The sequence below is a fragment of the Streptomyces sp. NPDC052016 genome (assembly GCF_044548445.1).
Lineage (GTDB): Bacteria > Actinomycetota > Actinomycetes > Streptomycetales > Streptomycetaceae > Streptomyces.
The window spans coordinates 100,369-124,295 of record NZ_JBIUBX010000002.1; the positions used below are offsets into that span (position 1 = coordinate 100,369).

Consider the following 23,927-nt stretch of genomic DNA (forward strand, 5'->3'; position numbering starts at 1 on the left):
GGCATGGATGCCGCACAGGTGGACACCTCGCCGCTCGACGCCCGTCTGCTGGACGCCTATCTGCACCGCCTCGGGGTCGCCTGTCCGGCGTGGCCGACCGTCGACGTGCTGCGGGAGCTGCACTTGCGGCACCTGCAGACCGTCCCCTTCGAGAACCTGTCGATCCACCTCGGCGAGGAGATCGTGCTGGAGGAGAAGCGACTGGTCGAGAAGGTGGTCCAGTCGGGGCGAGGCGGCTTCTGCTACGAACTGAACGGGGCCTTCGGGGCGCTGCTGCGGGCGCTCGGGTTCGATGTCACGCTGCTCGCGGGGCGGGTGTACGGGGAGGGGGGCCGGCTCGGGATCCCGTTCGACCATCTCGCGCTGCTCGTACGGACGGTGGACGCGGGCGAATGGCTGGCCGACGTGGGGTTCGGGGCGCACAGCCACTACCCGCTCCGGTGGGAGCGGCGGGGCGACCAGGAGGACCCCGGGGGCCTGTTCCGGATCGTGGAGGCCGGACCGGACGCGGCCGGCGTCAAGGGCGGTGCGGGACGGCACCCCGCGACGGGGCGGACAGCAGGGCCCGCCGACATGGACGTCCTGCGGAACGGCACCCCGGAGTACCGGCTGGAGGTGCGGCCCAGGGCGCTCCGTGACTTCCTGGCGGGGGCCTGGTGGCACCGGACCTCGCCGGACTCGCACTTCACCCGGTCGCTGGTCTGTTCGCGGATCACGGAGGACGGCGGGAGGATCACGCTCAGCGGGCGCCGCTTGAAGGTGACGGCTGCCGACGGAGCGCGTGAGGAGCGGGACTTGACGGAGGACGCGGAGGTACTGGCGGTGTACCGGGAGCGGTTCGGGATCGAGCTGGAGAGGGTGCCGGTGGTGCGGGGGGCGGGGGCGGGCTTGTAGAGGGGGCGGGGCGGGCGGGAGGGGGGAGGGGGAGGGGGAGCCCCCCAAGGAGAGATCCCCGAGGACATCTCCCACGCGCAGTCCCCCGGGCCAGGCCCCACCCACCCCAACCCGTCCCGGAGAATGGCCGCGTGAGTGATGTGAGACATGTGCTGGTGCTGCCCGATCGTGATGCAGCCGAGGAGGTCGTCGAGGCGCTCGCGGAGCGGTTCGGGGTGTGGGAGGAGCCTCAGGTCGTCCGGGAGGCGCTGGCCGGGGAGGACGACGCGGAGGACGCGCAGTGGCTGGTGGTGCTGCGGGACGAGGAGGGGCGGTTCGACGCGTCGGAGCTGGACGCCTTCGCGGGGGAGTGGGAGGGGTGGCGGGAGGAGCCGTAGGCGCTCCGCAGGGGCAGCGGGTGTCCGAGGGGCGTCGGCTGCCGACTGCCGACTGCCAGCTGCCAGCTGCCGGCAGCCGCCCGTCGTCCGCCGCCCGCCGGCAGCCGGCAGCCGGCTGGCGATGGCGAGGGGCGGCGATGTCAGTGGCTCGTGGGATCCTTTCAGGGATGGCCAAGAAGACCGCCCATGACGACCCCCTCGCCCCCGTGACGCTTGCCGTGGGGCAGGAGGACCTCCTGCTCGACCGTGCCGTGCAGGAGGTGGTGGCCGCCGCGAGGGCCGCCGACGCCGACACGGACGTACGGGACCTGACCCCGGACCAGCTGCAGCCCGGGACGCTCGCCGAGCTGACCAGCCCCTCGCTCTTCGCGGAGCGCAAGGTCGTGGTCGTCCGCAATGCGCAGGACCTGTCCGCCGACACGATCAAGGACGTGAAGGCGTATCTCGGGGCGCCCGCCGAGGAGATCACGCTCGTGCTGCTGCACGCGGGCGGGGCCAAGGGCAAGGGGCTGCTGGATGCCGCGCGCAAGGCCGGGGCGCGGGAGGTCGCCTGTCCGAAGATGACCAAGCCGGCGGACCGGCTGGCCTTCGTGCGGCAGGAGTTCCGGGCGACCGGGCGGTCCGCCACGCCCGAGGCCTGCCAGGCGCTGGTCGACGCCATCGGCAGCGACCTGCGGGAGTTGGCGTCCGCGGTGTCGCAGCTGGTCGCGGATGTCGAGGGCACCATCGACGATGCCGTCGTCGGTCGGTATTACACGGGGCGGGCCGAGGCGTCGAGCTTCACCGTCGCCGACCGGGCCGTGGAGGGGCGGGCCGCCGAGGCGCTCGAGGCGTTGCGGTGGTCGCTGGCGACCGGTGTCGCGCCTGTGATGATCACCAGTGCGTTGGCGCAGGGCGTCAGGGCGATCGGCAAGCTGTCCTCCGCGCGCGGGGGTCGGCCGGCCGATCTCGCTCGTGAGCTCGGCATGCCGCCGTGGAAGATCGACCGGGTGCGCCAGCAGATGCGGGGCTGGACGCCGGACGGGGTGGCCGTCGCGTTGCGCGCGGTGGCCGAGGCGGACGCGGGGGTGAAGGGCGGCGGGGACGACCCCGAGTACGCCTTGGAGAAGGCGGTGGTGGCGATCGCGAGGGCGGCCCGGTCCAGAGGACGTTAGCCGCGCGCGGGAGGAGAATCGTGCCTGTCAGCCGTCCGTCGTCGGGGCGGAACCGGACCAGGAAAGGTGGCGATCGCCATGGCTGGACACCCGCACGCAGCGCTCGTCCGCCGGGGATACGAAGCCTTCCAGCGCGGGGACATGGAAACCCTGCGCGGCTTGATGACCGGGGACTGTACGCATCACGTGCCCGGTTCGCACAGCCTCTCGGGACACTACAAAGGCATCGACTCGATCATCGAGGGGTACTACGACCGGCTCTTCTCGGAGACGGCCGGTTCCCTGCGGGTCGAGCTGCGCACCGTCCTCGTCGACGGCCGTGGGCACGCCATCACCGTGCACCGCATCACCGCAGACAGGGGCGGCAGGCACTTGGACCAGACGGGAGGCATCGTCTTCCGGATCGTCGGAGAGAAGATCACCGACCTCGACGAGTGTGTCGAGGACATCGACCAGGCCGACGACTTCTGGTCGTGATCTGTGCCTTTGACCGCTTCCGGTAGTGACCGGCATCTCTGGCCGCTTCTGGTGCGCGATCAGTCTCTTTCGTCGCTGGTAGCGACTGGCGCCTGTGGTCGCGCCGCTTCTGCTCGCACCCGGTACCTCTCGCCGCACCCGGTACTTCTGCCGATACCCGTGTTCGCGAGGCGGATTTAGGAGCGGCCGCGGCCATGCCGAAGGCCCCGGCTGCCGCCCTGGGGAAGGGCGGGGCGCCGGGGCCTTCGGATCAAGCGTGTGAGCTCATACCCGCGTGGCGAACGCAGGCCGCGTATGAGCTCGGGGTGCCGGTCGGGAGCGGATGAGAGAGGGCCCGCTCTGGGTCCTTCCGGCGGTTCGGTCCCCGGAGACGTCCCGGGACCGGTCAGATCAAGAAGGAGGTTCAGCCCTTGAGGGACGCGACCTTGGAAGCAAGCGCCGACTTCTTGTTGGCGGCCTGGTTCTTGTGGATGACGCCCTTGGAGACGGCCTTGTCGAGCTGACGCGCGGCAGCGCGCTGCAGCTCGGTGGCCTTCTCGACGTCACCCGCGGCAGCGGCCTCACGGGCCTTGCGGATCGCGGTCTTCAGGGAGGACTTGACGGCCTTGTTGCGCAGCCGAGCCTTCTCGTTGGTCTTGATCCGCTTGATCTGGGACTTGATGTTCGCCACGAATGAGCCTTTTCAGGTTCAGGCACGGGGCCGCACGGGTCCCGTACCAGGTGATTTCTTGAGAGGTGCCTCGCGCTGAGAGGGCATGAGGCACAGCCACCCAGAGTACCAGTGGGCCCGAGAGCGGCCCAAACCGGTCCCCGGTCGCCGCGCGTGGGACCATGGAAGCTACGTATCGATCCGACCCGAGGCATAAGGCGCCTCAAGAGACAGGACCCTGCGTGCCCGCGACCCCTAACAATGTGCCCGAGCCGAGCCGTACCGACCCGGCTCTGATCCGCAATTTCTGCATCATCGCGCACATCGACCACGGCAAGTCCACGCTCGCCGACCGGATGCTCCAGCTGACCGGTGTGGTCGAGCAGCGGCAGATGCGTGCTCAGTACCTCGACCGCATGGACATCGAGCGTGAGCGCGGTATCACGATCAAGTCCCAGGCCGTGCGTCTGCCCTGGGCGCCCACCCAGGACCCGGGCAACACGCACATCCTCAACATGATCGACACCCCGGGGCACGTCGACTTCACCTACGAGGTCTCGCGGTCGCTCGCCGCCTGTGAGGGGACCATCCTCCTCGTCGACGCCGCCCAGGGCATCGAGGCCCAGACCCTCGCCAACCTCTACCTGGCGATGGAGAACGACCTCACGATCATCCCCGTGCTGAACAAGATCGACCTGCCGGCCGCCCAGCCGGAGAAGTTCGCCGAGGAGCTGGCGAACCTCGTCGGGTGTGAGCCGGACGACGTGCTGCGCGTCTCGGCCAAGACCGGTGTCGGCGTCGACGCGCTGCTCGACAAGGTCGTGCGGGAGGTTCCGGCGCCGGTCGGGGTCGCCGACGCGCCCGCCCGCGCGATGATCTTCGACTCCGTGTACGACTCGTACCGGGGTGTGGTGACGTACGTCCGAGTCATCGACGGTCAGCTCAACAAGCGTGAGCGGATCAGGATGATGTCGACGGGCGCGACGCACGAGCTGCTGGAGATCGGCACGAACTCGCCCGAGATGCTCCCGGCCGACGGCCTGGGCGTCGGTGAGGTGGGTTACCTGATCACCGGTGTGAAGGACGTCCGCCAGTCCAAGGTCGGTGACACCGTCACCAGCCAGCACAAGGGCGCCACCGAGGCGCTCGGCGGCTACAAGGACCCGAAGCCCATGGTCTTCTCGGGTCTGTATCCGCTGGACGGCTCCGACTACCCCGAGCTGCGTGAGGCTTTGGACAAGCTCCAGCTGAACGACGCCGCGCTGGTCTACGAGCCGGAGACCTCCGCCGCCCTCGGCTTCGGCTTCCGCGTCGGTTTCCTCGGCCTGCTGCACCTGGACGTGATCCGGGAGCGGCTGGAGCGCGAGTTCGGCCTCGACCTGATCGCCACCGCGCCCAACGTGGTGTACCGCGTGATCATGGAGGACGGCGAGGAGGTCGTCGTCACCAATCCGAGCGAGTTCCCCGAGGGGAAGATCGCCGAGGTCTACGAGCCGGTCGTACGGGCGACGATCCTCGCGCCCACCGAGTTCATCGGCGCGATCATGGAGCTGTGCCAGACCCGGCGCGGCACCCTGCTCGGCATGGACTACCTCTCCGAGGACCGCGTCGAGATCCGCTACACGCTGCCGCTCGCGGAGATCGTCTTCGACTTCTTCGACCAGCTGAAGTCGAAGACCCGCGGGTACGCCTCGCTCGACTACGAGCCCACCGGGGAGCAGTCCTCGAGCCTCGTCAAGGTCGACATCCTGCTGCACGGCGACAAGGTGGACGCCTTCTCGGCGATCACCCACAAAGACCAGGCGTACGCGTACGGTGTGCGGCTCGTCGCCAAGCTCAAGGAGCTGATCCCGCGGCAGAACTTCGAGGTGCCGGTCCAGGCCGCCATCGGCTCGCGGGTCATCGCCCGCGAGACCATCCGCGCCATCCGCAAGGACGTCCTCGCCAAGTGCTACGGCGGTGACATCTCCCGTAAGCGGAAGCTGCTGGAGAAGCAGAAGGAAGGCAAGAAGCGGATGAAGATGGTGGGTTCGGTGGAGGTTCCGCAGGAGGCCTTCATCGCGGTCCTGTCCAGCGACGACAGCGCGGGGGCGGGCAAGGGGAAGAAGTAAAGCGGACGATACGGGGTGCACGGGGCCCGTCGCGCTGTTGCGCGGCGGGCCCCGTGCCTGTGGTCTGTAGGAAGTGACAGTACGTGACCCCTTACGTGCCGGGCGGTCGCCCTCTACTCTGATCCCTGCTCGATAGTTACTCGCGAGTTAAACAACAGCCGCACTGAGCCAGCCGCATCGTCGCGGGCCCCGGAGGATGTCGTGAGCGACACACAGACACTGATCGAGAACCGTCCGCCGTCCGTCGCGGGCCTCTTCCTGGAGCGCGTTGCGGCCACGCCGGACGCGGAGGCGTACCGCTACCCGGTGCCGGCGGCGTCCGGTCAGGGCCCGGACGACTGGAAGTCGCTGAGCTGGGCACAGGCCGCCGAGCGGGTGTACGCCGTCGCGGCCGGTCTGATCGAGCTCGGGGTGCAGCCCGAGCAGCGGGTGGCGCTCGCCTCGTCCACCCGCATCGAGTGGATCCTCGCGGACCTCGGCATCATGTGCGCGGGGGCGGCCACCACGACCGTCTATCCGCAGACCAACGCCGACGAGTCGGCGTACATCCTCTCCGACTCCGAGAGCCGGGTGCTGATCGCCGAGGACGCGACCCAGCTCGCCAAGGCGGTGGAGAAGCGCGCGGAGCTTACCGACCTCACCCATGTGGTCGTCATCGACCCGGCGGGCCTGGAGAGTGTGGAGACCGGCGACTGGATCCTCACCCTCGACGAGCTGGAGAAGCGCGGCGCCGCCCGTCTGGAGAGCGACCCGGAGCTGATCAAGGGGCGGGTCGCGGCCCTCACCAAGGACCAGCTCGCCACCCTCATCTACACCTCCGGCACCACCGGCCGCCCCAAGGGCGTGCGCCTGCCGCACGACAACTGGTCGTACATGGCGAAGGCGATCGCCGCGACCGGGCTGGTCAGCGGCGAGGACGTGCAGTACCTGTGGCTGCCGCTCGCGCACGTCTTCGGCAAGGTGCTGATCTCCGGCCAGATCGAGGTCGGGCACGTCACCGCCGTCGACGGCCGCGTCGACAAGATCATCGAGAACCTGCCGGTGGTGCAGCCGACGTACATGGCGGCCGTGCCGCGCATCTTCGAGAAGGTCTACAACGGCATCGCGAACAAGGCCCGGGCGGGCGGCGGCGCCAAGTACAAGATCTTCCAGTGGGCGGCGGGCGTCGCCCGCGAGTACGCCAAGGTCTCCCAGGACAACTTCCGGCGCACCGGCACGGCTTCCGTGCCGTTCGGACTCGGCGCCAAGCACAAGGTCGCCGACACGCTCGTGTACGCGAAGATCCGTGAGGCGTTCGGCGGCAACCTGCGGGCGTGCGTCTCCGGGTCCGTGGCGCTCGCCCCCGAGATCGGCTTCTTCTTCTCCGGCGCCGGCATCCACATCCTGGAGGGCTACGGCCTGACGGAGTCCTCCGCGGCCTCCTTCGTCAACCCCGGTGAGGCGTACCGCACCGGCACGGTCGGCAAGCCGCTGCCCGGCACCGAGGTCCGCATCGCCGAGGACGGCGAGATCCTGCTGCGCGGCCCCGGGATCATGGAGGGCTACCACGGGCTGCCCGAGAAGACCGCCGAGGTCCTGGAGCCGGACGGTTGGTTCCACACCGGCGACATCGGGGAGCTCTCCCCCGACGGCTACCTGCGCATCACCGACCGCAAGAAGGACCTCTTCAAGACCTCCGGCGGCAAGTACATCGCGCCCACCGAGGTCGAGGGACAGTTCAAGGCGGTGTGCCCGTACGTGTCGAACATCCTGGTGCACGGGGCCGACCGGAACTTCTGCACCGCGCTGATCGCCCTCGACGAGGTGTCCATCCTGGGGTGGGCCGAGGAGAACGGCCTCGGGGGCAGGACGTACGCGGAGGTCGTGGCCGCGCCCGAGACGGTCGCGCTCGTCGACGGCTACGTCCAGCAGCTCAACCAGGGGCTGCAGAAGTGGCAGACCATCAAGAAGTTCCGTCTGCTGCCCCGGGACCTGGACGTGGAGCACGGGGAGATCACACCGAGTCTGAAGCTGAAGCGACCGGTGGTCGAGCGGGAGTACAAGCATCTGCTCGACGAGATGTACGCGGGGACGCGGGAGGCGTAAGGAGTGCCCGGGGGCGCGGGCGGTGGCGGTGTCGTCGCGGCCGCCCCGCCCACGCGGCGAAGCCGCGGCCCGGCACGACCCGGTGCCTCTGAGCCGGCCGGCAGCTCTGAGCCGGCCTCGGCGCCTCCCTTTTCTCGTTCACGTATCTCCTTCACGCCCGGCCCGAGCCGCCGCTGATCGCCGTGCGACGGCGGGCCGGGCGCCGTTGTGCGGACCTGCCCGCGGGGTGGGACCGCCTCGGCCCCCGCCTCCTGTCACCGCGTCCAGCACGCCTGTCGCGTCGGCCGCCGGGCCATCAGGTGTCCGGGAACTGGTCCACGCCGTCCATATCATGGTCCCGGTGCCCTGGCCGCCGGGGCCGGCCATAAGCCGCCGCCCGCCGCCCGCCCCGCAGGCGCAGCCGCCGTCGCGGCCGTCCGTCGCAGGCGCAGTCACCGTCGCGGCCGTCCGTTGCAGGCGCAGCCGTCGTCGCGGCCGCCCGCCCCGCAGGCGCAGCCGCCGTCGCAGGCGCCGCGCAGCCGTAGCCGCAGCCATAGCCATAGCGGCAGCAGCAGCCGCAGCCGCAGTCGCGGATGGTGGTTGTCGCGGGCGGCCGTCGTCGCGCGGGCGAGCCGCGGGCACCGCTCGGATGATCCGATCCTGGTCGGGAAACGTCCCTTTTCGAGCACATGTGAAGCGCTGTTCTCACTCTTGACGGTCCACTTCGATAACTCGGCGCTTATGAGCGGGTTCGGTCTGTCACGCTGTCGCTGTCGCTGTCGGCGGAGGAGTCGGTCGGCCGACACGGACACCATCGTCCGGAGACCCGGATCAGGAAGTCCGGGGCCCAATCGTCAGACCGTCCGGGGAGCTGCCCATGGGGGCCATTCCGACGCAACGGGAGACCGTGTCCCGGCCCGGTGGTGCGCCCGCGCACGCGGACGGGGACCCGCAGACGCGCGCGACCCTGACCGGCGGTTCCCACGCGCCCGGAGCCGCCCGCGACCTCGTCCGCGCCGCGCTGACGGAGTGGGCCGGCCTCAACCTCGCCGAGGACCTCGGCGAGGCCGCCATACTCGTCGTCAGCGAGCTGGTCACCAACGCCGTCGTGCACGCCGGCACCGACGTCGACCTGGTCTGCCGGCTGGAGCAGCCGCCGGAGCCCGAGACCTGCGCACTCGTCGTGGAGGTCACCGACCACCACCCCTCCCGCGCCCCTCGCGACGGCATCCCCGAATCCGCGTACGAGATCCCCGAGTACGGCCGCGGCCTGCGTCTGGTCGCCGCGCTGGCCGACGCCTGGGGAGTGACGTACCGCCGGGGCACGAAGACGGTGTGGGCGCGCCTGCTGTCCGGCGGGGCGCACGACGAGGGGCAACCCGGGGAGCCCCGCACGGCGGCCGACGGCACTCCCGCCGCCTCCCTCGTCTTCGCCGAGGCCCTCGCCCCCGACCCCCGCCCCTCCGCCCGCGACGGCGACTGGCTGGGCCGCGGCGCCCTCTCCTTCCTCGCCGAGGCCTCCGACCTGCTCGCTGGGCAGCTCGACGAGGACCTGGTGGCCGCGCTCACCGGCCAGCTCCTCGTGCCGCGTCTCGCGGACTGGTGCGCGGTGTGGCTGGAGGACGAGTTCAGCGGACGCTGGGGGTCGCCCCGCTCGGGTGGAGCCGGGAGCGGCGGGGGCTGGGAGGCGGGCGGTCCGGGGCCGCGGCTGGCGCGCGTCTGGCACGTCAGCGAGAACCAGATCGAGGACCTGCGCCGCGCCCTGGAGAAGGACCCGCCGCACCCGCTCGACCACCCGCGTTCCGGGCCCGCGGTCCAGCCCGGGCCCGCCGCGCACCCCTGGCCCGCCACCGCGCTCGGCCCGCACGGCGCGGCCCTCGCCTACCGGCTGATCGCCGGAGGCCGCCCGCTCGGCACGCTCGTCATCGGACGGGCCGGGCTGCTGCGCTTCCCCGACGAGGTGACCGGGCTCGTGGAGGACCTCGGCCGCCGGGTGGCGCTCGCCATCGGCGCGGCCCGCCAGTACGCCCGCCAGGTCACCATCAGTTCCGTCCTCCAGCGCGGACTGCTGCCCGGCGCGGTGGCCGAGATCCCCGGACTGCGCAGCGCCCTGGTGTACGAACCGCGCGAGCAGGGCGGGCCGAGCGGCGACTTCTACGACCTGTTCCCCGCGGGCGACGGCCGCTGGTGCTTCGCGGTGGGCGATGTGCAGGGCAAGGGCCCCGAGGCGGCCGTCGTCATCGGTCTGGCCCGCCCCTGGCTGCGGCTGCTGGCCCGCGAGGGGTACGGCGTCGCCGACGTCCTCGACCGTCTCAACCAGCTCCTCCTCGACGACGCCACCGAAGCCGCCGACGCCGCCGCCCGCGCCTTCGTCGGACCCGCAGGGCCGGGTGAGGGCCCGCAGACCCGCTTCCTCTCCCTCCTCTACGGCGAGCTGGCCCCCTTCGAGGGCGGCGTCCGCTGCACCCTCGCCTCCGCCGGCCATCCCCTGCCGCTGCTGCTCGGCTCCGACGGCAGCGTGACCACGGCCGCGCAGCCGCAGACCCTCCTCGGCGTCGTCGAGGACGCCACGTACACCAGCGAGACCCTGGACCTGCGCCCCGGCGACAGCCTGCTGTGCGTCACCGACGGCGTCACGGAGCGGCGCTCGGGCTCCCGCCAGTTCGACGACGGCGACGGCCTCGCCGCCGCACTGGCCGGCTGCGCGGGCCTGAACGCGGACCTGATCGCCGAACGCATCCGGCGGCTCGTCCACGAGTTCGGCGGCGAGCCGCCCGAGGACGACCTGGCGCTGCTGGTGCTCCAGGCGGAGTAGGGCCGGCCCCATCAGGCTGGGCCCTGGAGGTGCGGTCGGGCTGCGCCCCAGGACGGGGCCGGGCTGGGCCCCAGGATGCGGCGGGGCTGGGCCCCGGGGTGCGGTCGGGCTGGGCCGCCCGGGGACCGCGCGGACGTACGGGACAATGGGAGACATGCCTTCCGCACTCCCCGACGGCGAGCCCGTCCCCGCCGACGGCGCGCTGCCCGCGTCCGCGCTCGCCGGGGCCGCCGGCCGGCCCCTCGGGTTCTACCTGCACGTCCCCTACTGCGCGACCCGCTGCGGCTACTGCGACTTCAACACCTACACCGCCACCGAACTGCGCGGCACCGGCGGTGTCCTCGCCTCCCGCGACAACTACGCCGACACCCTGATCGACGAGATCCGACTCGCCCGCAAGGTCCTCGGCGACGACCCGCGCGAGGTCCGCACGGTGTTCGTCGGAGGCGGTACGCCGACCCTGCTGGCCGCCGGTGACCTGGTGCGGATGCTGGGCGCGATCCGCGACGAGTTCGGGCTGGCGGCGGACGCGGAGGTCACGACGGAGGCGAACCCCGAGTCGGTCGACCCGGCCTACCTGGCCACCCTCCGCGAAGGCGGCTTCAACCGGATCTCCTTCGGCATGCAGAGCGCCAGGCAGCACGTGCTGAAGATCCTGGACCGCACCCACACCCCCGGCCGCCCCGAGGCCTGTGTGGCCGAAGCGCGGGCGGCCGGCTTCGAGCACGTCAACCTCGACCTGATCTACGGCACACCGGGTGAGTCGGACGACGACTGGCGCGCCTCGCTGGACGCGGCCCTTGGCGCCGGCCCCGACCACATCAGCGCCTACGCCCTGATCGTCGAGGAGGGCACCCAGCTCGCCCGCCGCATCCGCCGGGGCGAGGTCCCGATGACGGACGACGACGTCCACGCGGACCGGTACCTGATCGCCGAGGAGACCTTCTCGGCGGCGGGCTTCGACTGGTACGAGGTGTCGAACTGGGCCACCTCCGAGGCCGGCCGCTGCCTGCACAACGAGCTGTACTGGCGCGGTGCCGACTGGTGGGGCGCGGGGCCGGGCGCCCACTCGCACCTCGGCGGGGTGCGCTGGTGGAACGTGAAGCATCCGGGCGCGTACGCGGCGGCGCTGGCGGCGGGCAGGTCGCCGGGGGCCGGGAGGGAGCTGCTCTCGGGGGAGGACCGGCGCGTCGAGCGGATCCTGCTGGAGCTGCGGCTGCGGGAGGGGGTGCCCCTGTCGCTGCTGCGGGAGGAGGGGCTGGCGGCTTCTCGCCGGGCGCTGGCGGACGGCCTGCTCCAGGAGGAGCCGTACGGCGCGGGCCGGGCCGTGCTCACCCTGCGCGGGCGGCTGCTGGCGGACGCGGTGGTGCGGGATCTCGTGGACTGATCACACAGGTGGGTGAATCGGTGCGGAACGCCGACTCGCTCCCTACCCTGGTTCGTAGGCTGCCGCCGACAGTACGCGGCGGATGCGGAGGGCCACGGAGATGACCGCTGTGGATGATCGCCGGGTGCATGAGGCATTCGAGAACCTCGAGGTTCCCGAGGGCTTCAAGGCTGAACTCATCCGGGGGGAAATCGTGATGATGGCGGGCCCTGACAAGGTCCACAACCGCATCGTGCAGGCCGTTCAGGATCAGATCCCCTCCGACCGGTGGGAGCGGCTGCAGACGCAGGACGTGGCTTTCCCCGGTGAGGACAGCGAGCCCCAGCCGGATCTCGTCGTTCTGGAGATCGGTGCCGACGACAGCCCGGGGCGGCTCGTACCCGCCCCCGCCGTGACGATGCTGGTGGAGGTCGTTTCCAGGACCAGCGCCCACCGCGACTACGTGGAGAAACGGTCGATCTACGCCGCCGGCGGCGTACCGGTTTACCTGATCATCGACCCCTTCGAGGGCAAGTGCCTGGTGCTGTCGGAACCCGCCGGGAGCGGTCTGACGGCGGACTACCAGTCGAAGCGCACTCGGAAGTTCGGGGACCCGGTGCCGCTGCCATGGGTGGGGATCGAATGGGACACGAGCAGGTTCGGCACGCTGCCACCGCTTACGGCTGTGCCGTGACGAAGTCGATCAACTCCTCCACCCTCCCCAGCAGCGCCGGCTCCAGGTCCTTGTAGGACCCCACCCGCGCCAGGATCGCCTGCCACACCGCCCCGGTGTTGTCCGACGGCCACCCCAGCGCCCGGCACACCCCCGTCTTCCAGTCCTGCCCCTTCGGCACGCGCGGCCACGCCTCGATGCCCAGGGACGACGGCTTCACCGCCTCCCAGATGTCGATGTACGGGTGGCCCACCACCAGCGCGTGCTCGCTCGTCACCGACTGCGCGATACGCCACTCCTTCGTGCCGGGCACGAGGTGGTCCACCAGGACGCCGAGCCTCGCGTCCGGGCCCGGGGCGAAGTCCGCCACGATCGACGGGAGGTCGTCCACGCCCTCCAGGTACTCCACGACCACGCCCTCGACGCGCAGGTCGTCGCCCCAGACCTTCTCCACCAGCTCGGCGTCGTGGCGGCCCTCCACGTAGATGCGGCCGGCGCGGGCCACGCGGGCGCGGGCGCCGGGAACGGCGACCGAACCGGAGGCGGTACGGCTGGGCCGTACCGGACCACCCGGCGACGGCCGGACCAGCGTCACCGCCCGGCCCTCCAGCAGGAAGCCCCGCGGCTCCAGCGGGAACACCCGGTGCTTGCCGAAGCGGTCCTCCAGGGTGACCGTGCCCGCCTCGCAGCGGATCACCGCGCCGCAGAAGCCGGTGCCGGACTCCTCCACCACCAGGCCGGGCTCCGCCGGTACCTCCGGGACGGGCTGCGGCTTCTTCCAGGGAGGGGTCAGATCGGCGGAGTACTGGCGCATTCGGATGACGATAGGAGAAGCCCGCACCCGATCACGGCGACACGCCGAAACGCACCGCCAGCGCGTCGCGCTGCGCCCGGACGAACGCCGCGTCCACCACCGCCCCGTGACCGGGCACGTACAGCGCGTCCTCACCGCCGAGGCCGAGGAGCCGGTCCAGGGCGTCCGGCCAGTGGGTCGGCACGGCGTCGGGGCCGGCCTGCGGTTCGCCCGACTCCTCCACCAGGTCGCCGCAGAACACCACCTCCGGCGAGCCCGGCACCAGGACCGCCAGGTCGTGGGCGGTGTGGCCGGGTCCCACGTTCGCCACCAGGACCTGCCGGCCGCCGCCCAGGTCGAGGGTCCACTCGCCGGAGACCGGATGGCGGGGGCGCACCAGCGTGTCCACGGCCTCCGTGGCCGCCGCCTCGTCCAGGCCGTGGCGCACCGCGTCCGCACGCAGTTCCTCGGCTCCGCGGCTCCTGCGGGCGAGCAGCGACTCCGCGCCCACCGCCGCGAACACCTCCGCGCCCGCGAACGCCGCCGCACCGAGGACGTGATCGAAGTGGGGGTGGGTGAGCGCGAGATGGGTCACACGGTGACCGGCGAGTTCCTCCGCCCGCATCCGCAGCCGCGCCCCCTCCGCGAGGCTCGATCCGGCGTCGATCACCAGGGCCGCGCCCGCCCCGACGACCAGCCCCGCCGTGCAGTCCCAGCGCGGCAGGCGGCACCGGCCGACCCCGGTGGCGATCCGCTCCCACCCCAGCTCTTCCCAAGTCACCGTCATACCGCGACGCTATCGGGGGCAGCCGTTCCCGGCAGGGCGGCACCGGACCGACCTTGCCCCCGGTGTACCCCACCGCCGTACACTGGGCCGGGGAACGCTGGCACTCGGAAGTGAAGAGTGCCAGGCAAGGCGCCAAGGGGACGACTTTCTGGAGGTGTGCGCGAATGCTGAGTGAACGACGGCTCCAGGTGCTGCGCGCCATCGTCCAGGACTACGTGGGCACCGAGGAGCCGGTGGGCTCCAAGGCGCTCACCGAACGGCACAACCTCGGCGTCTCCCCGGCGACGGTCCGCAACGACATGGCGGCCCTGGAGGACGAGGGGTACATCGCCCAGCCGCACACCAGTGCCGGGCGCATCCCCACCGACAAGGGCTACCGCCTGTTCGTCGACAAGCTGGCCGGCGTCAAGCCGATGACGGCCCCCGAGCGGCGGGCCATCCAGAACTTCCTCGACGGCGCCGTCGACCTCGACGACGTCGTGGCGCGGACGGTACGGCTGCTCGCGCAGCTCACGCGGCAGGTCGCCGTCGTGCAGTACCCGTCCCTGACCCGGTCCACCGTGCGGCACGTGGAGCTGCTGTCCCTCGCCCCCGCCCGGCTGATGCTCGTGCTGATCACGGACACCGGCCGGGTCGAGCAGCGGATGGTGGACTGCCCGGCGCCGTTCGGCGAGACCTCGCTGGCGGACCTGCGGGCGCGGCTGAACAGCCGGGTCGCCGGCCGCCGGTTCACGGACGTGCCGCGCCTGGTGGAGGATCTGCCGGACGCCTTCGAGGCGGAGGACCGCGGCACGGTCTCGACGGTGCTCTCCACCCTGCTGGAGACCCTCGTCGAGGAGAACGAGGAGCGGCTGATGATCGGCGGCACCGCCAATCTCACCCGCTTCGCACATGACTTCCCTCTCACCATCCGGCCCGTCCTGGAGGCCCTCGAGGAGCAGGTCGTGCTCCTCAAGCTCCTGGGCGAGGCGGGGGATTCGGGCATGACCGTGCGCATCGGGCACGAGAACGCCTACGAGGGGCTCAACTCCACTTCCGTGGTGTCGGTCGGCTACGGTTCGGGCGGCGAGGCAGTCGCCAAGCTCGGCGTGGTCGGACCGACCCGCATGGATTACCCGGGAACGATGGGAGCGGTACGCGCAGTGGCACGGTACGTCGGACAGATCCTGGCGGAGTCGTAAGTGGCCACGGACTACTACGCCGTTCTCGGCGTGCGCCGCGACGCGTCGCAGGAAGAGATCAAGAAGGCCTTCCGGCGGCTCGCACGCGAGCTGCACCCGGACGTCAACCCGGATCCGAAGACCCAGGAGCGGTTCAAGGAGATCAACGCCGCCTACGAGGTGCTGTCGGACCCGCAGAAGAAGCAGGTCTACGACCTCGGCGGGGACCCCCTCTCGCAGGCGGGCGGCGGCGCGGGCGGCTTCGGCGCCGGCGGCTTCGGCAACTTCTCCGACATCATGGACGCCTTCTTCGGTACGGCGTCCCAGCGCGGGCCGCGCTCGCGCACCCGTCGCGGCCAGGACGCGATGATCCGGCTGGAGGTCGACCTCGACGAGGCGGCCTTCGGCACGACGAAGGACATCCAGGTCGACACGGCGATCGTCTGCTCCACCTGCAACGGTGAGGGCGCGGCGCCGGGCACCACCGCCCAGACCTGTGACATGTGCCGCGGCCGCGGTGAGGTGTCGCAGGTGACGCGGTCCTTCCTGGGCCAGGTCATGACCTCGCGTCCCTGCCCCCAGTGCCAGGGCTTCGGCACCGTGGTGCCCACCCCCTGCCCGGAGTGCGCGGGCGACGGGCGGGTCCGCTCGCGTCGCACGCTCACGGTGAAGATCCCGGCCGGTGTCGACAACGGCACCCGCATCCAGCTCGCCGGCGAGGGCGAGGTGGGCCCGGGCGGCGGCCCCGCCGGTGACCTGTACGTCGAGATCCACGAGCTGCCGCACCCCACCTTCCAGCGGCGCGGCGACGACCTGCACTGCACGGTGACGATCCCGATGACCGCCGCGGCCCTGGGCACGAAGGTGCCGCTGGAGACGCTGGACGGCCTGGAGGAGGTCGACATCCGGCCCGGCACCCAGTCCGGCCAGTCGATCCCGCTGCACGGCCGGGGTGTGACGCACCTGCGCGGTGGCGGGCGGGGCGACCTCATCGTCCACGTCGAGGTCCAGACACCGACGAAGCTGGACCCCGAGCAGGAGCGGCTGCTGCGCGAGCTGGCCAAGCTGCGGGGCGAGGAGCGGCCGCAGGGGCAGTTCCAGCCGGGGCAGCAGGGGTTGTTCTCGCGGCTGAAGGACGCGTTCAACGGTCGCTGACCGGGGGTGGCCGCGGGGGGCGTTCCCGCCCCCGCCGCCCTTGCCCGTCCCGTCTCCGGGGGCTGCCGCCCCCGGGCCCCGCTCCGGCCCCGAACGGGCCTCGCCTCCCAGCACCGCACGGGCCGGAGAGGCCGGCGCTCGTCGACGGGTCACCGAGCGGAAGACCCGATTCGGACTTGTTCGGGGGACGTGACAACATGCCGTCATGTCCTCCGCGCTGACCGATCTCTTCCCCTATCCGATCGTGCAGGCCCCCATGGCGGGCGGCGTCTCCGTCCCGCGGCTCGCCGCCGCCGTGTCCGAGGCCGGCGGGCTCGGGTTCCTGGCCGCCGGGTACAAGACCGCCGACGGCATGTACCAGGAGATCAAGCAGCTGCGGAGCCTCACCGCCCGCCCCTTCGGCGTGAACGTGTTCATGCCGCAGCCGGAGTCTCCCGGTGCGAGCACCGGCTCCACCGGAGCGGCCGGCGCCGCGCCCTTCGACGCGGGCGCCGTCGACATCTACGCCCACCAGCTGGCCGGCGAGGCCGCCTGGTACGAGACGGAGCTGGGCGACCCGGACAGCGGCCGGGACGACGGCTACGACGCCAAGCTCGCGGTGCTGCTCGACAACCCCGTACCGGTGGTGTCGTTCCACTTCGGCGTCCCCGCCCGGGAGGTGCTGGACGCCCTGCGCCGCGCCGGGACGCTCACGCTGGTCACCGCCACCACCGCCGAGGAGGCCCTCGCCGTGGAGCGGGCGGGCGCGGACGCGGTGATCGTGCAGGGCGTGGAGGCTGGCGGTCATCAGGGCACCCACCGGGACGTCCCGGAGAACGACGGCGGCGGCATCGGCCTGCTGTCGCTGATCGCCCAGGTCCGCGAGGCGGTGAACCTGCCGCTGGTGGCCGCCGGCGGCATCATGCGCGGCAGCCAGATCGCCGCGGTCCTCGCGGCCGGCGCGAGCGCCGCGCAGCTGGGTACGGCCTTCCTGGCGACGCCCGAGTCCGGCGCGGCCGCCGTGCACAAGCAGGCGCTGACCAACCCCCTGTTCGTGCGCACCGAGCTGACCCGTGCCTTCTCCGGCCGCCCGGCCCGCGGCCTGGTCAACCGCTTCCTGCGCGAGCACGGCCCGTACGCGCCCGCCGCCTACCCGGAGGTCCACCACCTCACCTCGCCGCTGCGCAAGGCGGCCGCCAAGGCGGGCGACGCGCAGGGCATGGCGCTGTGGGCGGGACAGGGCCACCGCATGGCCCGTGAACTGCCGGCCGGACAGCTCGTGGAGGTGCTGGCGGCCGAACTCGACGCGGCGTGGACAGCGTTGTCGGGCGGCGGCGCCGAGGGGAGCGGTGTCCGATGACCGCGCCCGTGTTCGTCGTCGAGGAACTCCCCGCCGCACGTGGCGCGTTCGTGCTGGACGGGCCCGAGGGGCGGCACGCCGTCTCGGTGAAGCGGCTGCGGCCCGGTGAGGCGGTCGTCCTCACCGACGGGGCCGGCCGCTGGGCGCCGGGCGAGGTCGTCGCGGCCGAGGGCAAGGACCGGCTGGTGGTGAGCCTGACGGACGTGGTGGAGGAACCGGCGGAGTCGCCGCGGATCACCGTCGTGCAGGCGCTGCCCAAGGGCGACCGGGGCGAACTGGCCGTCGAGACGATGACCGAGACCGGCGTCGACGCGATCGTGCCGTGGGCGGCCTCCCGCTGCATCACGCAGTGGAAGGGCGAGCGCGGCCTGAAGGCGCTCGCGAAGTGGCGGGCCACCGCCCGTGAGGCCGGCAAGCAGTCCCGCCGGGTCCGCTTCCCCGAGGTCGCCGACGCGGCCACCACCCGGCAGGTCGCGGCCCTTCTCGCGCGGGCCAACTTCGCCGCCGTGCTCCACGAGGACCGCGACTACGGCAGTGAGCCGCTCGCCACCGCCCCACTCCCCGGCGAGGGCGAGATCGTGCTCGTCGTCGGACCCGAAGGGGGCGTCTCCCCCGAGGAGTTGGCGCTCTTCGCGGAGGCGGGCGCGAAGGCGTACCGGCTGGGGCGGACCGTGCTGCGCACCTCGACCGCCGGGACGGCGGCCGCGGCCCTGATCCTGGGGCGGACCGGCCGCTGGTCCTGACCCGTCGGCCCGCCCCCCGTGACGTCGGGGGCGGAGCAGGGTCCGTACGGGAGGTTCTCGCTCTCGACCGGATCGGCGGATCAAGGACCCGGAGGGCGATCTCGCGGCACTTCAGGAGTGGTTGCTGCCGCGCGGCTGACGGCGACGGCCCGGAACAGCTCCCAGCCGTCCAGTTCGCCGTCGTGCGGCAGCAGTCCGCGCCGCCGGGCCTCCTCCACGAAGGCGCGCACGGTGCCCGGCTCGTGCAGGTTGAGGTGGTGGTCCCGGTCGCCCACGCCGCCCGAGTGGGTGGGGTAACCGCCCCCGGCGTACCGCCCCTCGCCGGACCGGAAGACGATCCGGGTGCGGACGCCGTCCTGGTGCAGGGTGAGGATCTCGGCGCAGCCGGTGCCGTCCTCGTGCCGGTGACGGATCGTCCACATGTACGTGGTGGAGTCGTCGACGACGAGTCGTCGCAGGCGGCGTCGGTCGCTCATCGGGCCACGGTAGCGGGCGGGCCACGAGTGGCGGTAAGTGCCCTACCGCGGTCGCCGCTACGGTGGCAGGCTGCCCCTCATGGGGGCTTCGAGGCGGATTCGGGTGCGGGTGCACGGGATGCGCGCGGTGGCCGTCGCGGGACTCGCGGTCGGCGCCGTGGCGGGGGTCGTGGCGTGTGAACCGGGTGGGCTCAGCGCCGCGACCGTGGCGTACACCACCGACGAGACGGCCACGGCCGAGATCGAGCGGCGGGACGTCGACGTGCAGTGGCTGACGTGCACGGCCGACTACGGCGAGGGGAACGGGAGCACCTCCGGCGAGGAGACCGTCGCGTCCGTCGACTGCCAGGGGGAGACCGCCGACGGGCGGGACATCACCGTCGACGGGCAGGTCACGCGCGCGGTCGACGGCTCCTGTGTGCGGGGGGACTTGAAGGCGGACGTGGGGGACGAGCAGCTCTTCCGGGTCAGCGGACTCGGCGACTGCAAATCCGCGACGCCCTCACCCGTCGACCCGCCCGGCTCCGGGCAGCCGGCGGAGCCGGGGCGGCCCACCGTCACCGTGACCGTCACCGAGACCGTCTGGTGCCCGGGCGACCGGGACTGCGGACCCGTCGAGGGCAAGTGAACACGGGTGAGCAGGGCGGCAAGTGATCCCGCCCCCTGTCCGTGCGACCCGCCCTTGCTTAGAGTGATCGGGTGACACAGTCCGCGACGCCTGCTGCGTACTTCCGTTTCCCGCACCTGCACGGCGAGTTGGTGGCCTTCACCGCCGAGGACGACGTGTGGCTCGCTCCCCTCGACGGCGGGCGCGCCTGGCGGGTCAGCGCCGACAACATGCCGGTCTCCCTGCCCCGCATCTCGCCCGACGGCACCACCGTCGCCTGGACCTCCACCCGCGACGGCGCCCCCGAGGTGCACATAGCCCCCGTCGACGGCGGACCGTCCACCAGGCTGACGTACTGGGGCAGTCACCGCACCCAGGTGCGCGGCTGGACCCCCGACGGTCGCGTGCTCGCGCTCGGCGCCCACGACCGGGCGAGCCTGCGCCGCACCTGGGCCCGCGCGGTCCCGCTCGACGGCGGACCGGCGACCACCCTGCCCTACGGGCCCGTCGGCGCCGTCGCGTACGGCCCGCACACCGTACTGCTGTCCGCGCCCATGGGCCGCGAGGCCGCCCACTGGAAGCGCTACCGGGGCGGTACGGCGGGCAAGTTGTGGATCGACCGAAACGGCGACGGGGAGGGCGCCGGGGACTTCGTGCGGCTGCACGAGGAGCTGGCCGGGAACATCGAGTACCCGGTGTGGGCGGGGGAGAGGATCGCCTTCCTGTCCGACCACGAGGGCACCGGGGCGCTGTACTCGTCCCTCGCCGACGGCTCGGACCTGCGGCGGCACACCCCGCTCGACGGCTTCTACGCCCGGCAGGCCGCCGGTGACGGGCGGCGGGTCGTCTACGTCTGCGCCGGTGAGCTGTGGATCCTCGACGACCTCGACGGGGCCGAGCCGCGCCGGCTCGAGGTGCGGCTCGGCGGGCAGCGCACCGACCGGCGGCCGCGTCCGGTGTCCGCCGCCCGGTGGCTGGGGTCCGCCACCCCGGACCACACCGCGCGCGGCAGCGCCGTCGAGGTGCGGGGCGCCGTCCACTGGATCACCCACCGCTCCGGTCCCGCCCGCGCGCTGGCCGCCGAACCCGGGGTGCGGGCCAGGCTGCCGCGCACCTTCCGCGCGGACGGCGAGGAGTGGGTGGTGTGGGTCACGGACGCCGAGGGCGAGGACGCCCTCGAGTTCGCCCCGGCCACCGGACTCGCCCCGGGGGCCACCGCCCGCCGGCTCGCGGCCGGACGCCTCGGCCGGGTCCTCGAACTCGCCATGGCACCCGACGGCAGCCGGGCCGCCGTCGCCGCGCACGACGGTCGGCTGCTGCTCGTCGAGCGGGAGACCGGCGAGGTCCGCGAGGTCGACCGCAGCGACGACGGCGAGGTCAGCGACCTGGTCTTCTCACCCGACTCCGGCTGGCTCGCCTGGTCGCACCCCGGCCCCCGCCCGCTCAGCCAGCTCAGGCTCGCCCACACCACCGACCTGTCGGTCACCGAGGCGACCCCGCTGCGCTTCCGCGACTACTCGCCCGCCTTCACCCTCGACGGCAAGCACCTCGCGTTCCTGTCCACGCGCGCCTTCGACCCGGTCTACGACCAGCACGCCTTCGACCTGTCCTTCGTGGCCGGCGCCCGCCCGCACCTGATCACCCTGGCCGCGACCACGCCGTCGCCGTTCGGCCCGCAGCGGCACGGCCGCCCCTTCGAGGCCCCCGACAAGGACGAGACGCCCGACAGCGAGGGCACCCCGGCCACCCGCATCGACCTCGAGGGCCTGGCCGACCGGATCATCCCGTTCCCCGTCGAGGCCGGCCGCTGCTCCACGCTGCGCGCCGCCAAGGACGGCGTGCTGTGGCTGCGCCACCCCGTGCGCGGTGTCCTCGGCGCCTCCCGCGCCACGCCCGACGACCCCGACCCGCACACCGAGCTGGAGCGCTACGACCTCGCCCAGCACCGCCTCGAGCACCTCGCCTCCGACGTCGACGACTTCGACGTCAGCGGCGACGGCAAACGGCTGCTGCTGTGGTCCGACGGCAAGCTCAGGGTCGTCCCCAGCGACCGGCGCGCCTCCGGCGACGAGGACAGCGACACCAACGTCACCGTCGACCTCGGCCGCATCCGCCAGACCGTCGACCCGGCCGCCGAGTGGCGGCAGATGTACGACGAGACCGGCCGCATCATGCGCGACAACTTCTGGCGCCCCGACCTGGGCGGCGTCGACTGGGACGGCGTCCTCGACCGCTACCGGCCCGTCCTGGACCGCGTCGCGACCCACGACGACCTGGTCGACCTGCTGTGGGAGGTGCACGGCGAACTCGGCACCTCGCACGCCTACGTCGTACCCCACGGCAGCCACGGCGGCGGCCGCCAGGGCCTGCTCGGCGCCGACGTCTCCCGCCACGAGGACGGCAGCTGGCGCATCGACCGCATCCTGCCCACCGAGACCTCCGACCCCGACGCCCGCTCCCCGCTCGCCGCGCCGGGCGTCGCCGTGCGGGCCGGCGACGCGATCGTCGCCGTCGCCGGACATCCGGTGGACCCGGTCACCGGTCCCGGACCGCTGCTCGTCGGTACGGCGGGCAAGGCGGTCGAGCTGACGATCTCGCCGTCCGGCGGCGGCGAGCCGCGGCACGCCGTCGTCGTGCCGATCGACGACGAGGAGCCGCTGCGCTACCACGCCTGGGTCGCGGACCGGCGGGCCTACGTGCACGAGAAGTCCGGCGGCCGGCTCGGCTATCTCCACGTTCCCGACATGGTCGGCTCCGGCTGGGCACAGCTCCACCGCGACCTGCGCGTCGAGGTGGCCCGCGAGGGGCTCGTCGTCGACGTGCGGGAGAACCGGGGCGGGCACACCTCCCAGCTGGTCGTGGAGAAACTGGCGCGACGGATCGTCGGCTGGGACGTGCCGCGCGGGATGCGGCCGTACAGCTACCCGGAGGACGCGCCCCGGGGGCCCGTGGTCGCGGTCGCCGACGAGTTCTCCGGGTCCGACGGGGACATCGTCAACGCGGCGGTCAAGGCGCTGGGGATCGGGCCGGTGGTCGGCACGCGGACGTGGGGCGGGACCATCGGCATCGACAGCCGGTACCGGCTGGTGGACGGGACGCTGGTCACCCAGCCGAAGTACGCCATCTGGCTGGAGGGGTACGGGTGGGGCGTCGAGAACCACGGCGTCGATCCGGACGTGGAGGTGGTGATCCGGCCGCAGGACCACGCGGCAGGGCGGGACGTGCAGCTGGACGAGGCGGTGGCACTGGCGCTGGCGGCGCTGGAGTCGACGCCGGCGAAGGTACCGCCCGCGTTGCCGTGACCGGCGCTCGCACGCCTGCCCGTGCGGGCGCGACGCCCGCGCCCGGGGTGTGCCGCCCCGGCGCCGTGCCGGCGGACGGGCGCGGCCGGTGCGGGACGTCCGCCGTCGGGTGATGCCGTGCGTGATCGCCCTGGGAGACGGCGGCCGCCGTCCTGGGCGCGGCGGCCAGTCGCAGGCCGACCTCCACGAGGGTCCGGCCGAGGCGGGTACGGAGGTCCCGGCGGCGGGCCGCGGCGGCGAGACGGTACGCGTCGGCCTCGGCGCGCAGTTCGGCGGCGCGGAGGTGGTGTAGGGCGAGGTGCGTCTCGGGATGCATCGGGCCGTGGCCTCTCATTCGGTGGTGAGGGGGAACGCGTGCGTGTGGATGCGTACCTGAGCGGTGTGGGCGTCGTCCTCGCCGGCGGCCCGGTCGCGGTAGGCGTCGACGAGCGCGTGCATCTTCTCGACGAGTTCCCGGGTGAGTTCGGGCGTGAGCCCTAGCGTCGCGCTGCTCATGTCCCAGGTACGGTTCCACTCCTCCGGCCATGTCGGGCGGTTTCCCAGCCATGTCGACAGGTCCCGGGTCTGGGTGGTCGCGACCTGGTGGACGTAGGTGTCGGCGGCGCCGCGTACTTCCGGATCGGCGTCCGTGAGCAGGGCGTCGTCGAAGCGCAGGCCCTGGTGGACGGCCTTCGACCACCGTTCCCGCCCGTTGCCCCGATCGGGGGCGTCCTCGATGAAGCAGTGCGCGGCGAGCTGTCGCAGGTGGTAGCTCGTGGCGCCGCTCGACTCGCCCAGCTTCTCCGCGCGTTGCGACGCGGTCGCCGGTCCGCCGAAGCGCAGGGCGTCCAGCAGCCGCATGCGCAGGGGGTGTGCGAGGCCGCGCAGGGAGCGGGCGTCGAGACCGCGGACCTGCGGGTCCCGGGGCTCGTTCATGAAAACGGAGGCAGCCTTGCAAAGGGATCGTTGCAACGCTTTTTCGCAACCGGTTCTTTGGAAGGGCCGG

At 72.6% G+C, this 23,927-nt stretch carries 22 protein-coding genes; 16 read left to right on the plus strand and 6 right to left on the minus strand.

Translation table 11 applies throughout. The features are described from left to right. The first annotated feature begins 3 nt into the window (after positions 1 to 3). The 4 genes from ACIHAR_RS03560 (at position 4) to ACIHAR_RS03575 (ending at position 2,902) form a co-directional block, all read left to right on the plus strand. Positions 4 to 894, plus strand: coding sequence for an arylamine N-acetyltransferase (locus ACIHAR_RS03560; protein ID WP_400016552.1), 891 nt, complete (start codon positions 4 to 6; stop codon positions 892 to 894). Between the two features lie 131 nt (positions 895 to 1,025). Beyond that, positions 1,026 to 1,271: a hypothetical protein gene (locus tag ACIHAR_RS03565; RefSeq protein WP_400016554.1), complete on the plus strand. Its 246-nt coding sequence runs from the start codon at positions 1,026 to 1,028 to the stop codon at positions 1,269 to 1,271. Positions 1,272 to 1,438: 167 nt separating this feature from the next. Continuing rightward, positions 1,439 to 2,425: a DNA polymerase III subunit delta gene (gene holA / locus ACIHAR_RS03570; RefSeq protein ID WP_365454184.1), complete on the plus strand. Its 987-nt coding sequence runs from the start codon at positions 1,439 to 1,441 to the stop codon at positions 2,423 to 2,425. Between the two features lie 78 nt (positions 2,426 to 2,503). Then, positions 2,504 to 2,902 carry a nuclear transport factor 2 family protein gene (locus tag ACIHAR_RS03575; RefSeq protein ID WP_400016556.1) on the plus strand — a complete coding sequence of 133 codons (399 nt, stop codon included), beginning with the start codon at positions 2,504 to 2,506 and terminating at the stop codon, positions 2,900 to 2,902. A 403-nt stretch (positions 2,903 to 3,305) separates the two neighbouring features. On the opposite strand, the gene rpsT is transcribed toward ACIHAR_RS03575, so the two are convergent. After that, positions 3,306 to 3,572 (minus strand): 30S ribosomal protein S20, encoded by a 267-nt coding sequence (gene rpsT, locus ACIHAR_RS03580; RefSeq protein WP_360340939.1) that lies wholly within the window; start codon positions 3,570 to 3,572, stop codon positions 3,306 to 3,308. A gap of 221 nt (positions 3,573 to 3,793) precedes the next feature. Between rpsT and lepA the strand changes: the two genes are divergently transcribed. Next, complete coding sequence (gene lepA, locus ACIHAR_RS03585; RefSeq protein ID WP_388750282.1) at positions 3,794 to 5,662, plus strand: translation elongation factor 4; 1,869 nt, start codon at positions 3,794 to 3,796, stop codon at positions 5,660 to 5,662. A 201-nt stretch (positions 5,663 to 5,863) separates the two neighbouring features. Beyond that, positions 5,864 to 7,747, plus strand: coding sequence for an AMP-dependent synthetase/ligase (locus ACIHAR_RS03590; protein ID WP_400016562.1), 1,884 nt, complete (start codon positions 5,864 to 5,866; stop codon positions 7,745 to 7,747). A gap of 431 nt (positions 7,748 to 8,178) precedes the next feature. Here the strand turns inward: ACIHAR_RS03590 and ACIHAR_RS03595 are convergent, their stop codons facing one another. After that, a complete protein-coding gene (locus ACIHAR_RS03595) occupies positions 8,179 to 8,415 on the minus strand; it encodes a hypothetical protein (RefSeq protein WP_400016564.1) in 237 nt (78 codons plus the stop codon). 188 nt (positions 8,416 to 8,603) lie between these two features. On the opposite strand from ACIHAR_RS03595, the gene ACIHAR_RS03600 reads away from it, so the two are divergent. From ACIHAR_RS03600 to ACIHAR_RS03610, 3 genes are all read left to right on the plus strand, one after another. Continuing rightward, the gene (locus ACIHAR_RS03600) at positions 8,604 to 10,541 is read left to right on the plus strand and encodes a SpoIIE family protein phosphatase (protein ID WP_400016566.1); all 1,938 of its coding nucleotides are present in this window, start codon (positions 8,604 to 8,606) and stop codon (positions 10,539 to 10,541) included. 154 nt (positions 10,542 to 10,695) lie between these two features. Beyond that, entirely contained in the window at positions 10,696 to 11,928 is a 1,233-nt protein-coding gene (gene hemW, locus ACIHAR_RS03605) for a radical SAM family heme chaperone HemW (protein WP_400016569.1), read from the plus strand. A gap of 100 nt (positions 11,929 to 12,028) precedes the next feature. Further along, entirely contained in the window at positions 12,029 to 12,601 is a 573-nt protein-coding gene (locus tag ACIHAR_RS03610) for a Uma2 family endonuclease (RefSeq protein ID WP_400016573.1), read from the plus strand. Here ACIHAR_RS03610 and ACIHAR_RS03615 read toward each other — a convergent pair. Together ACIHAR_RS03615 and ACIHAR_RS03620 are read right to left on the minus strand one after the other, a co-directional pair. Further along, positions 12,585 to 13,394: a DUF3097 domain-containing protein gene (locus ACIHAR_RS03615; protein WP_400016575.1), complete on the minus strand. Its 810-nt coding sequence runs from the start codon at positions 13,392 to 13,394 to the stop codon at positions 12,585 to 12,587. The two genes, ACIHAR_RS03610 and ACIHAR_RS03615, sit on opposite strands and share 17 nt — an antisense overlap. A gap of 31 nt (positions 13,395 to 13,425) precedes the next feature. After that, positions 13,426 to 14,160, minus strand: coding sequence for an MBL fold metallo-hydrolase (locus tag ACIHAR_RS03620; RefSeq protein ID WP_400016578.1), 735 nt, complete (start codon positions 14,158 to 14,160; stop codon positions 13,426 to 13,428). A 164-nt stretch (positions 14,161 to 14,324) separates the two neighbouring features. On the opposite strand from ACIHAR_RS03620, the gene hrcA reads away from it, so the two are divergent. The 4 genes from hrcA (at position 14,325) to ACIHAR_RS03640 (ending at position 18,557) form a co-directional block, all read left to right on the plus strand. Next, positions 14,325 to 15,341: a heat-inducible transcriptional repressor HrcA gene (hrcA, locus tag ACIHAR_RS03625; RefSeq protein WP_365454211.1), complete on the plus strand. Its 1,017-nt coding sequence runs from the start codon at positions 14,325 to 14,327 to the stop codon at positions 15,339 to 15,341. Next, entirely contained in the window at positions 15,342 to 16,475 is a 1,134-nt protein-coding gene (dnaJ, locus tag ACIHAR_RS03630; protein WP_365454214.1) for a molecular chaperone DnaJ, read from the plus strand. Positions 16,476 to 16,680: 205 nt separating this feature from the next. Then, positions 16,681 to 17,814 carry a nitronate monooxygenase gene (locus ACIHAR_RS03635; RefSeq protein ID WP_400016581.1) on the plus strand — a complete coding sequence of 378 codons (1,134 nt, stop codon included), beginning with the start codon at positions 16,681 to 16,683 and terminating at the stop codon, positions 17,812 to 17,814. Continuing rightward, positions 17,811 to 18,557 carry a 16S rRNA (uracil(1498)-N(3))-methyltransferase gene (locus tag ACIHAR_RS03640; RefSeq protein WP_400016584.1) on the plus strand — a complete coding sequence of 249 codons (747 nt, stop codon included), beginning with the start codon at positions 17,811 to 17,813 and terminating at the stop codon, positions 18,555 to 18,557. The genes ACIHAR_RS03635 and ACIHAR_RS03640 overlap by 4 nt, the downstream gene beginning before the upstream one ends. Before the next feature lie 80 nt (positions 18,558 to 18,637). On the opposite strand, the gene ACIHAR_RS03645 is transcribed toward ACIHAR_RS03640, so the two are convergent. Next, a complete protein-coding gene (locus tag ACIHAR_RS03645; protein WP_365454223.1) occupies positions 18,638 to 19,033 on the minus strand; it encodes a hypothetical protein in 396 nt (131 codons plus the stop codon). A 79-nt stretch (positions 19,034 to 19,112) separates the two neighbouring features. Here ACIHAR_RS03645 and ACIHAR_RS03650 point away from each other — a divergent pair, with 79 nt between their 5' ends. The 3 genes from ACIHAR_RS03650 (at position 19,113) to ACIHAR_RS03660 (ending at position 23,234) form a co-directional block, all read left to right on the plus strand. Next, positions 19,113 to 19,661 (plus strand): hypothetical protein, encoded by a 549-nt coding sequence (locus ACIHAR_RS03650; RefSeq protein ID WP_400016587.1) that lies wholly within the window; start codon positions 19,113 to 19,115, stop codon positions 19,659 to 19,661. A gap of 71 nt (positions 19,662 to 19,732) precedes the next feature. Beyond that, positions 19,733 to 22,942 carry a S41 family peptidase gene (locus tag ACIHAR_RS03655; protein WP_365454229.1) on the plus strand — a complete coding sequence of 1,070 codons (3,210 nt, stop codon included), beginning with the start codon at positions 19,733 to 19,735 and terminating at the stop codon, positions 22,940 to 22,942. A 121-nt stretch (positions 22,943 to 23,063) separates the two neighbouring features. Further along, complete coding sequence (locus ACIHAR_RS03660; protein ID WP_400016970.1) at positions 23,064 to 23,234, plus strand: hypothetical protein; 171 nt, start codon at positions 23,064 to 23,066, stop codon at positions 23,232 to 23,234. Positions 23,235 to 23,272: 38 nt separating this feature from the next. Here the strand turns inward: ACIHAR_RS03660 and ACIHAR_RS03665 are convergent, their stop codons facing one another. After that, positions 23,273 to 23,857, minus strand: coding sequence for a helix-turn-helix domain-containing protein (locus tag ACIHAR_RS03665; RefSeq protein WP_400016591.1), 585 nt, complete (start codon positions 23,855 to 23,857; stop codon positions 23,273 to 23,275). Positions 23,858 to 23,927: the final 70 nt, after the last annotated feature.

Bases quoted from the DNA above. Each gene is read 5' to 3' on its own strand.
- ACIHAR_RS03560 (WP_400016552.1), top strand. From the start codon at position 4: ATGGATGCCGCACAGGTGGACACCTCGCCGCTCGACGCCCGTCTGCTG.
- ACIHAR_RS03600 (WP_400016566.1), top strand. From the start codon at position 8,604: ATGGGGGCCATTCCGACGCAACGGGAGACCGTGTCCCGGCCCGGTGGT.
- ACIHAR_RS03645 (WP_365454223.1), bottom strand. From the start codon at position 19,033: ATGAGCGACCGACGCCGCCTGCGACGACTCGTCGTCGACGACTCCACC.
- ACIHAR_RS03615 (WP_400016575.1), bottom strand. From the start codon at position 13,394: ATGCGCCAGTACTCCGCCGATCTGACCCCTCCCTGGAAGAAGCCGCAG.
- ACIHAR_RS03620 (WP_400016578.1), bottom strand. From the start codon at position 14,160: ATGACGGTGACTTGGGAAGAGCTGGGGTGGGAGCGGATCGCCACCGGG.
- ACIHAR_RS03635 (WP_400016581.1), top strand. From the start codon at position 16,681: ATGTCCTCCGCGCTGACCGATCTCTTCCCCTATCCGATCGTGCAGGCC.
- ACIHAR_RS03650 (WP_400016587.1), top strand. From the start codon at position 19,113: ATGGGGGCTTCGAGGCGGATTCGGGTGCGGGTGCACGGGATGCGCGCG.
- ACIHAR_RS03575 (WP_400016556.1), top strand. From the start codon at position 2,504: ATGGCTGGACACCCGCACGCAGCGCTCGTCCGCCGGGGATACGAAGCC.
- ACIHAR_RS03665 (WP_400016591.1), bottom strand. From the start codon at position 23,857: ATGAACGAGCCCCGGGACCCGCAGGTCCGCGGTCTCGACGCCCGCTCC.
- ACIHAR_RS03640 (WP_400016584.1), top strand. From the start codon at position 17,811: ATGACCGCGCCCGTGTTCGTCGTCGAGGAACTCCCCGCCGCACGTGGC.
- ACIHAR_RS03610 (WP_400016573.1), top strand. From the start codon at position 12,029: ATGACCGCTGTGGATGATCGCCGGGTGCATGAGGCATTCGAGAACCTC.
- holA (WP_365454184.1), top strand. From the start codon at position 1,439: ATGGCCAAGAAGACCGCCCATGACGACCCCCTCGCCCCCGTGACGCTT.
- hemW (WP_400016569.1), top strand. From the start codon at position 10,696: ATGCCTTCCGCACTCCCCGACGGCGAGCCCGTCCCCGCCGACGGCGCG.
- hrcA (WP_365454211.1), top strand. From the start codon at position 14,325: ATGCTGAGTGAACGACGGCTCCAGGTGCTGCGCGCCATCGTCCAGGAC.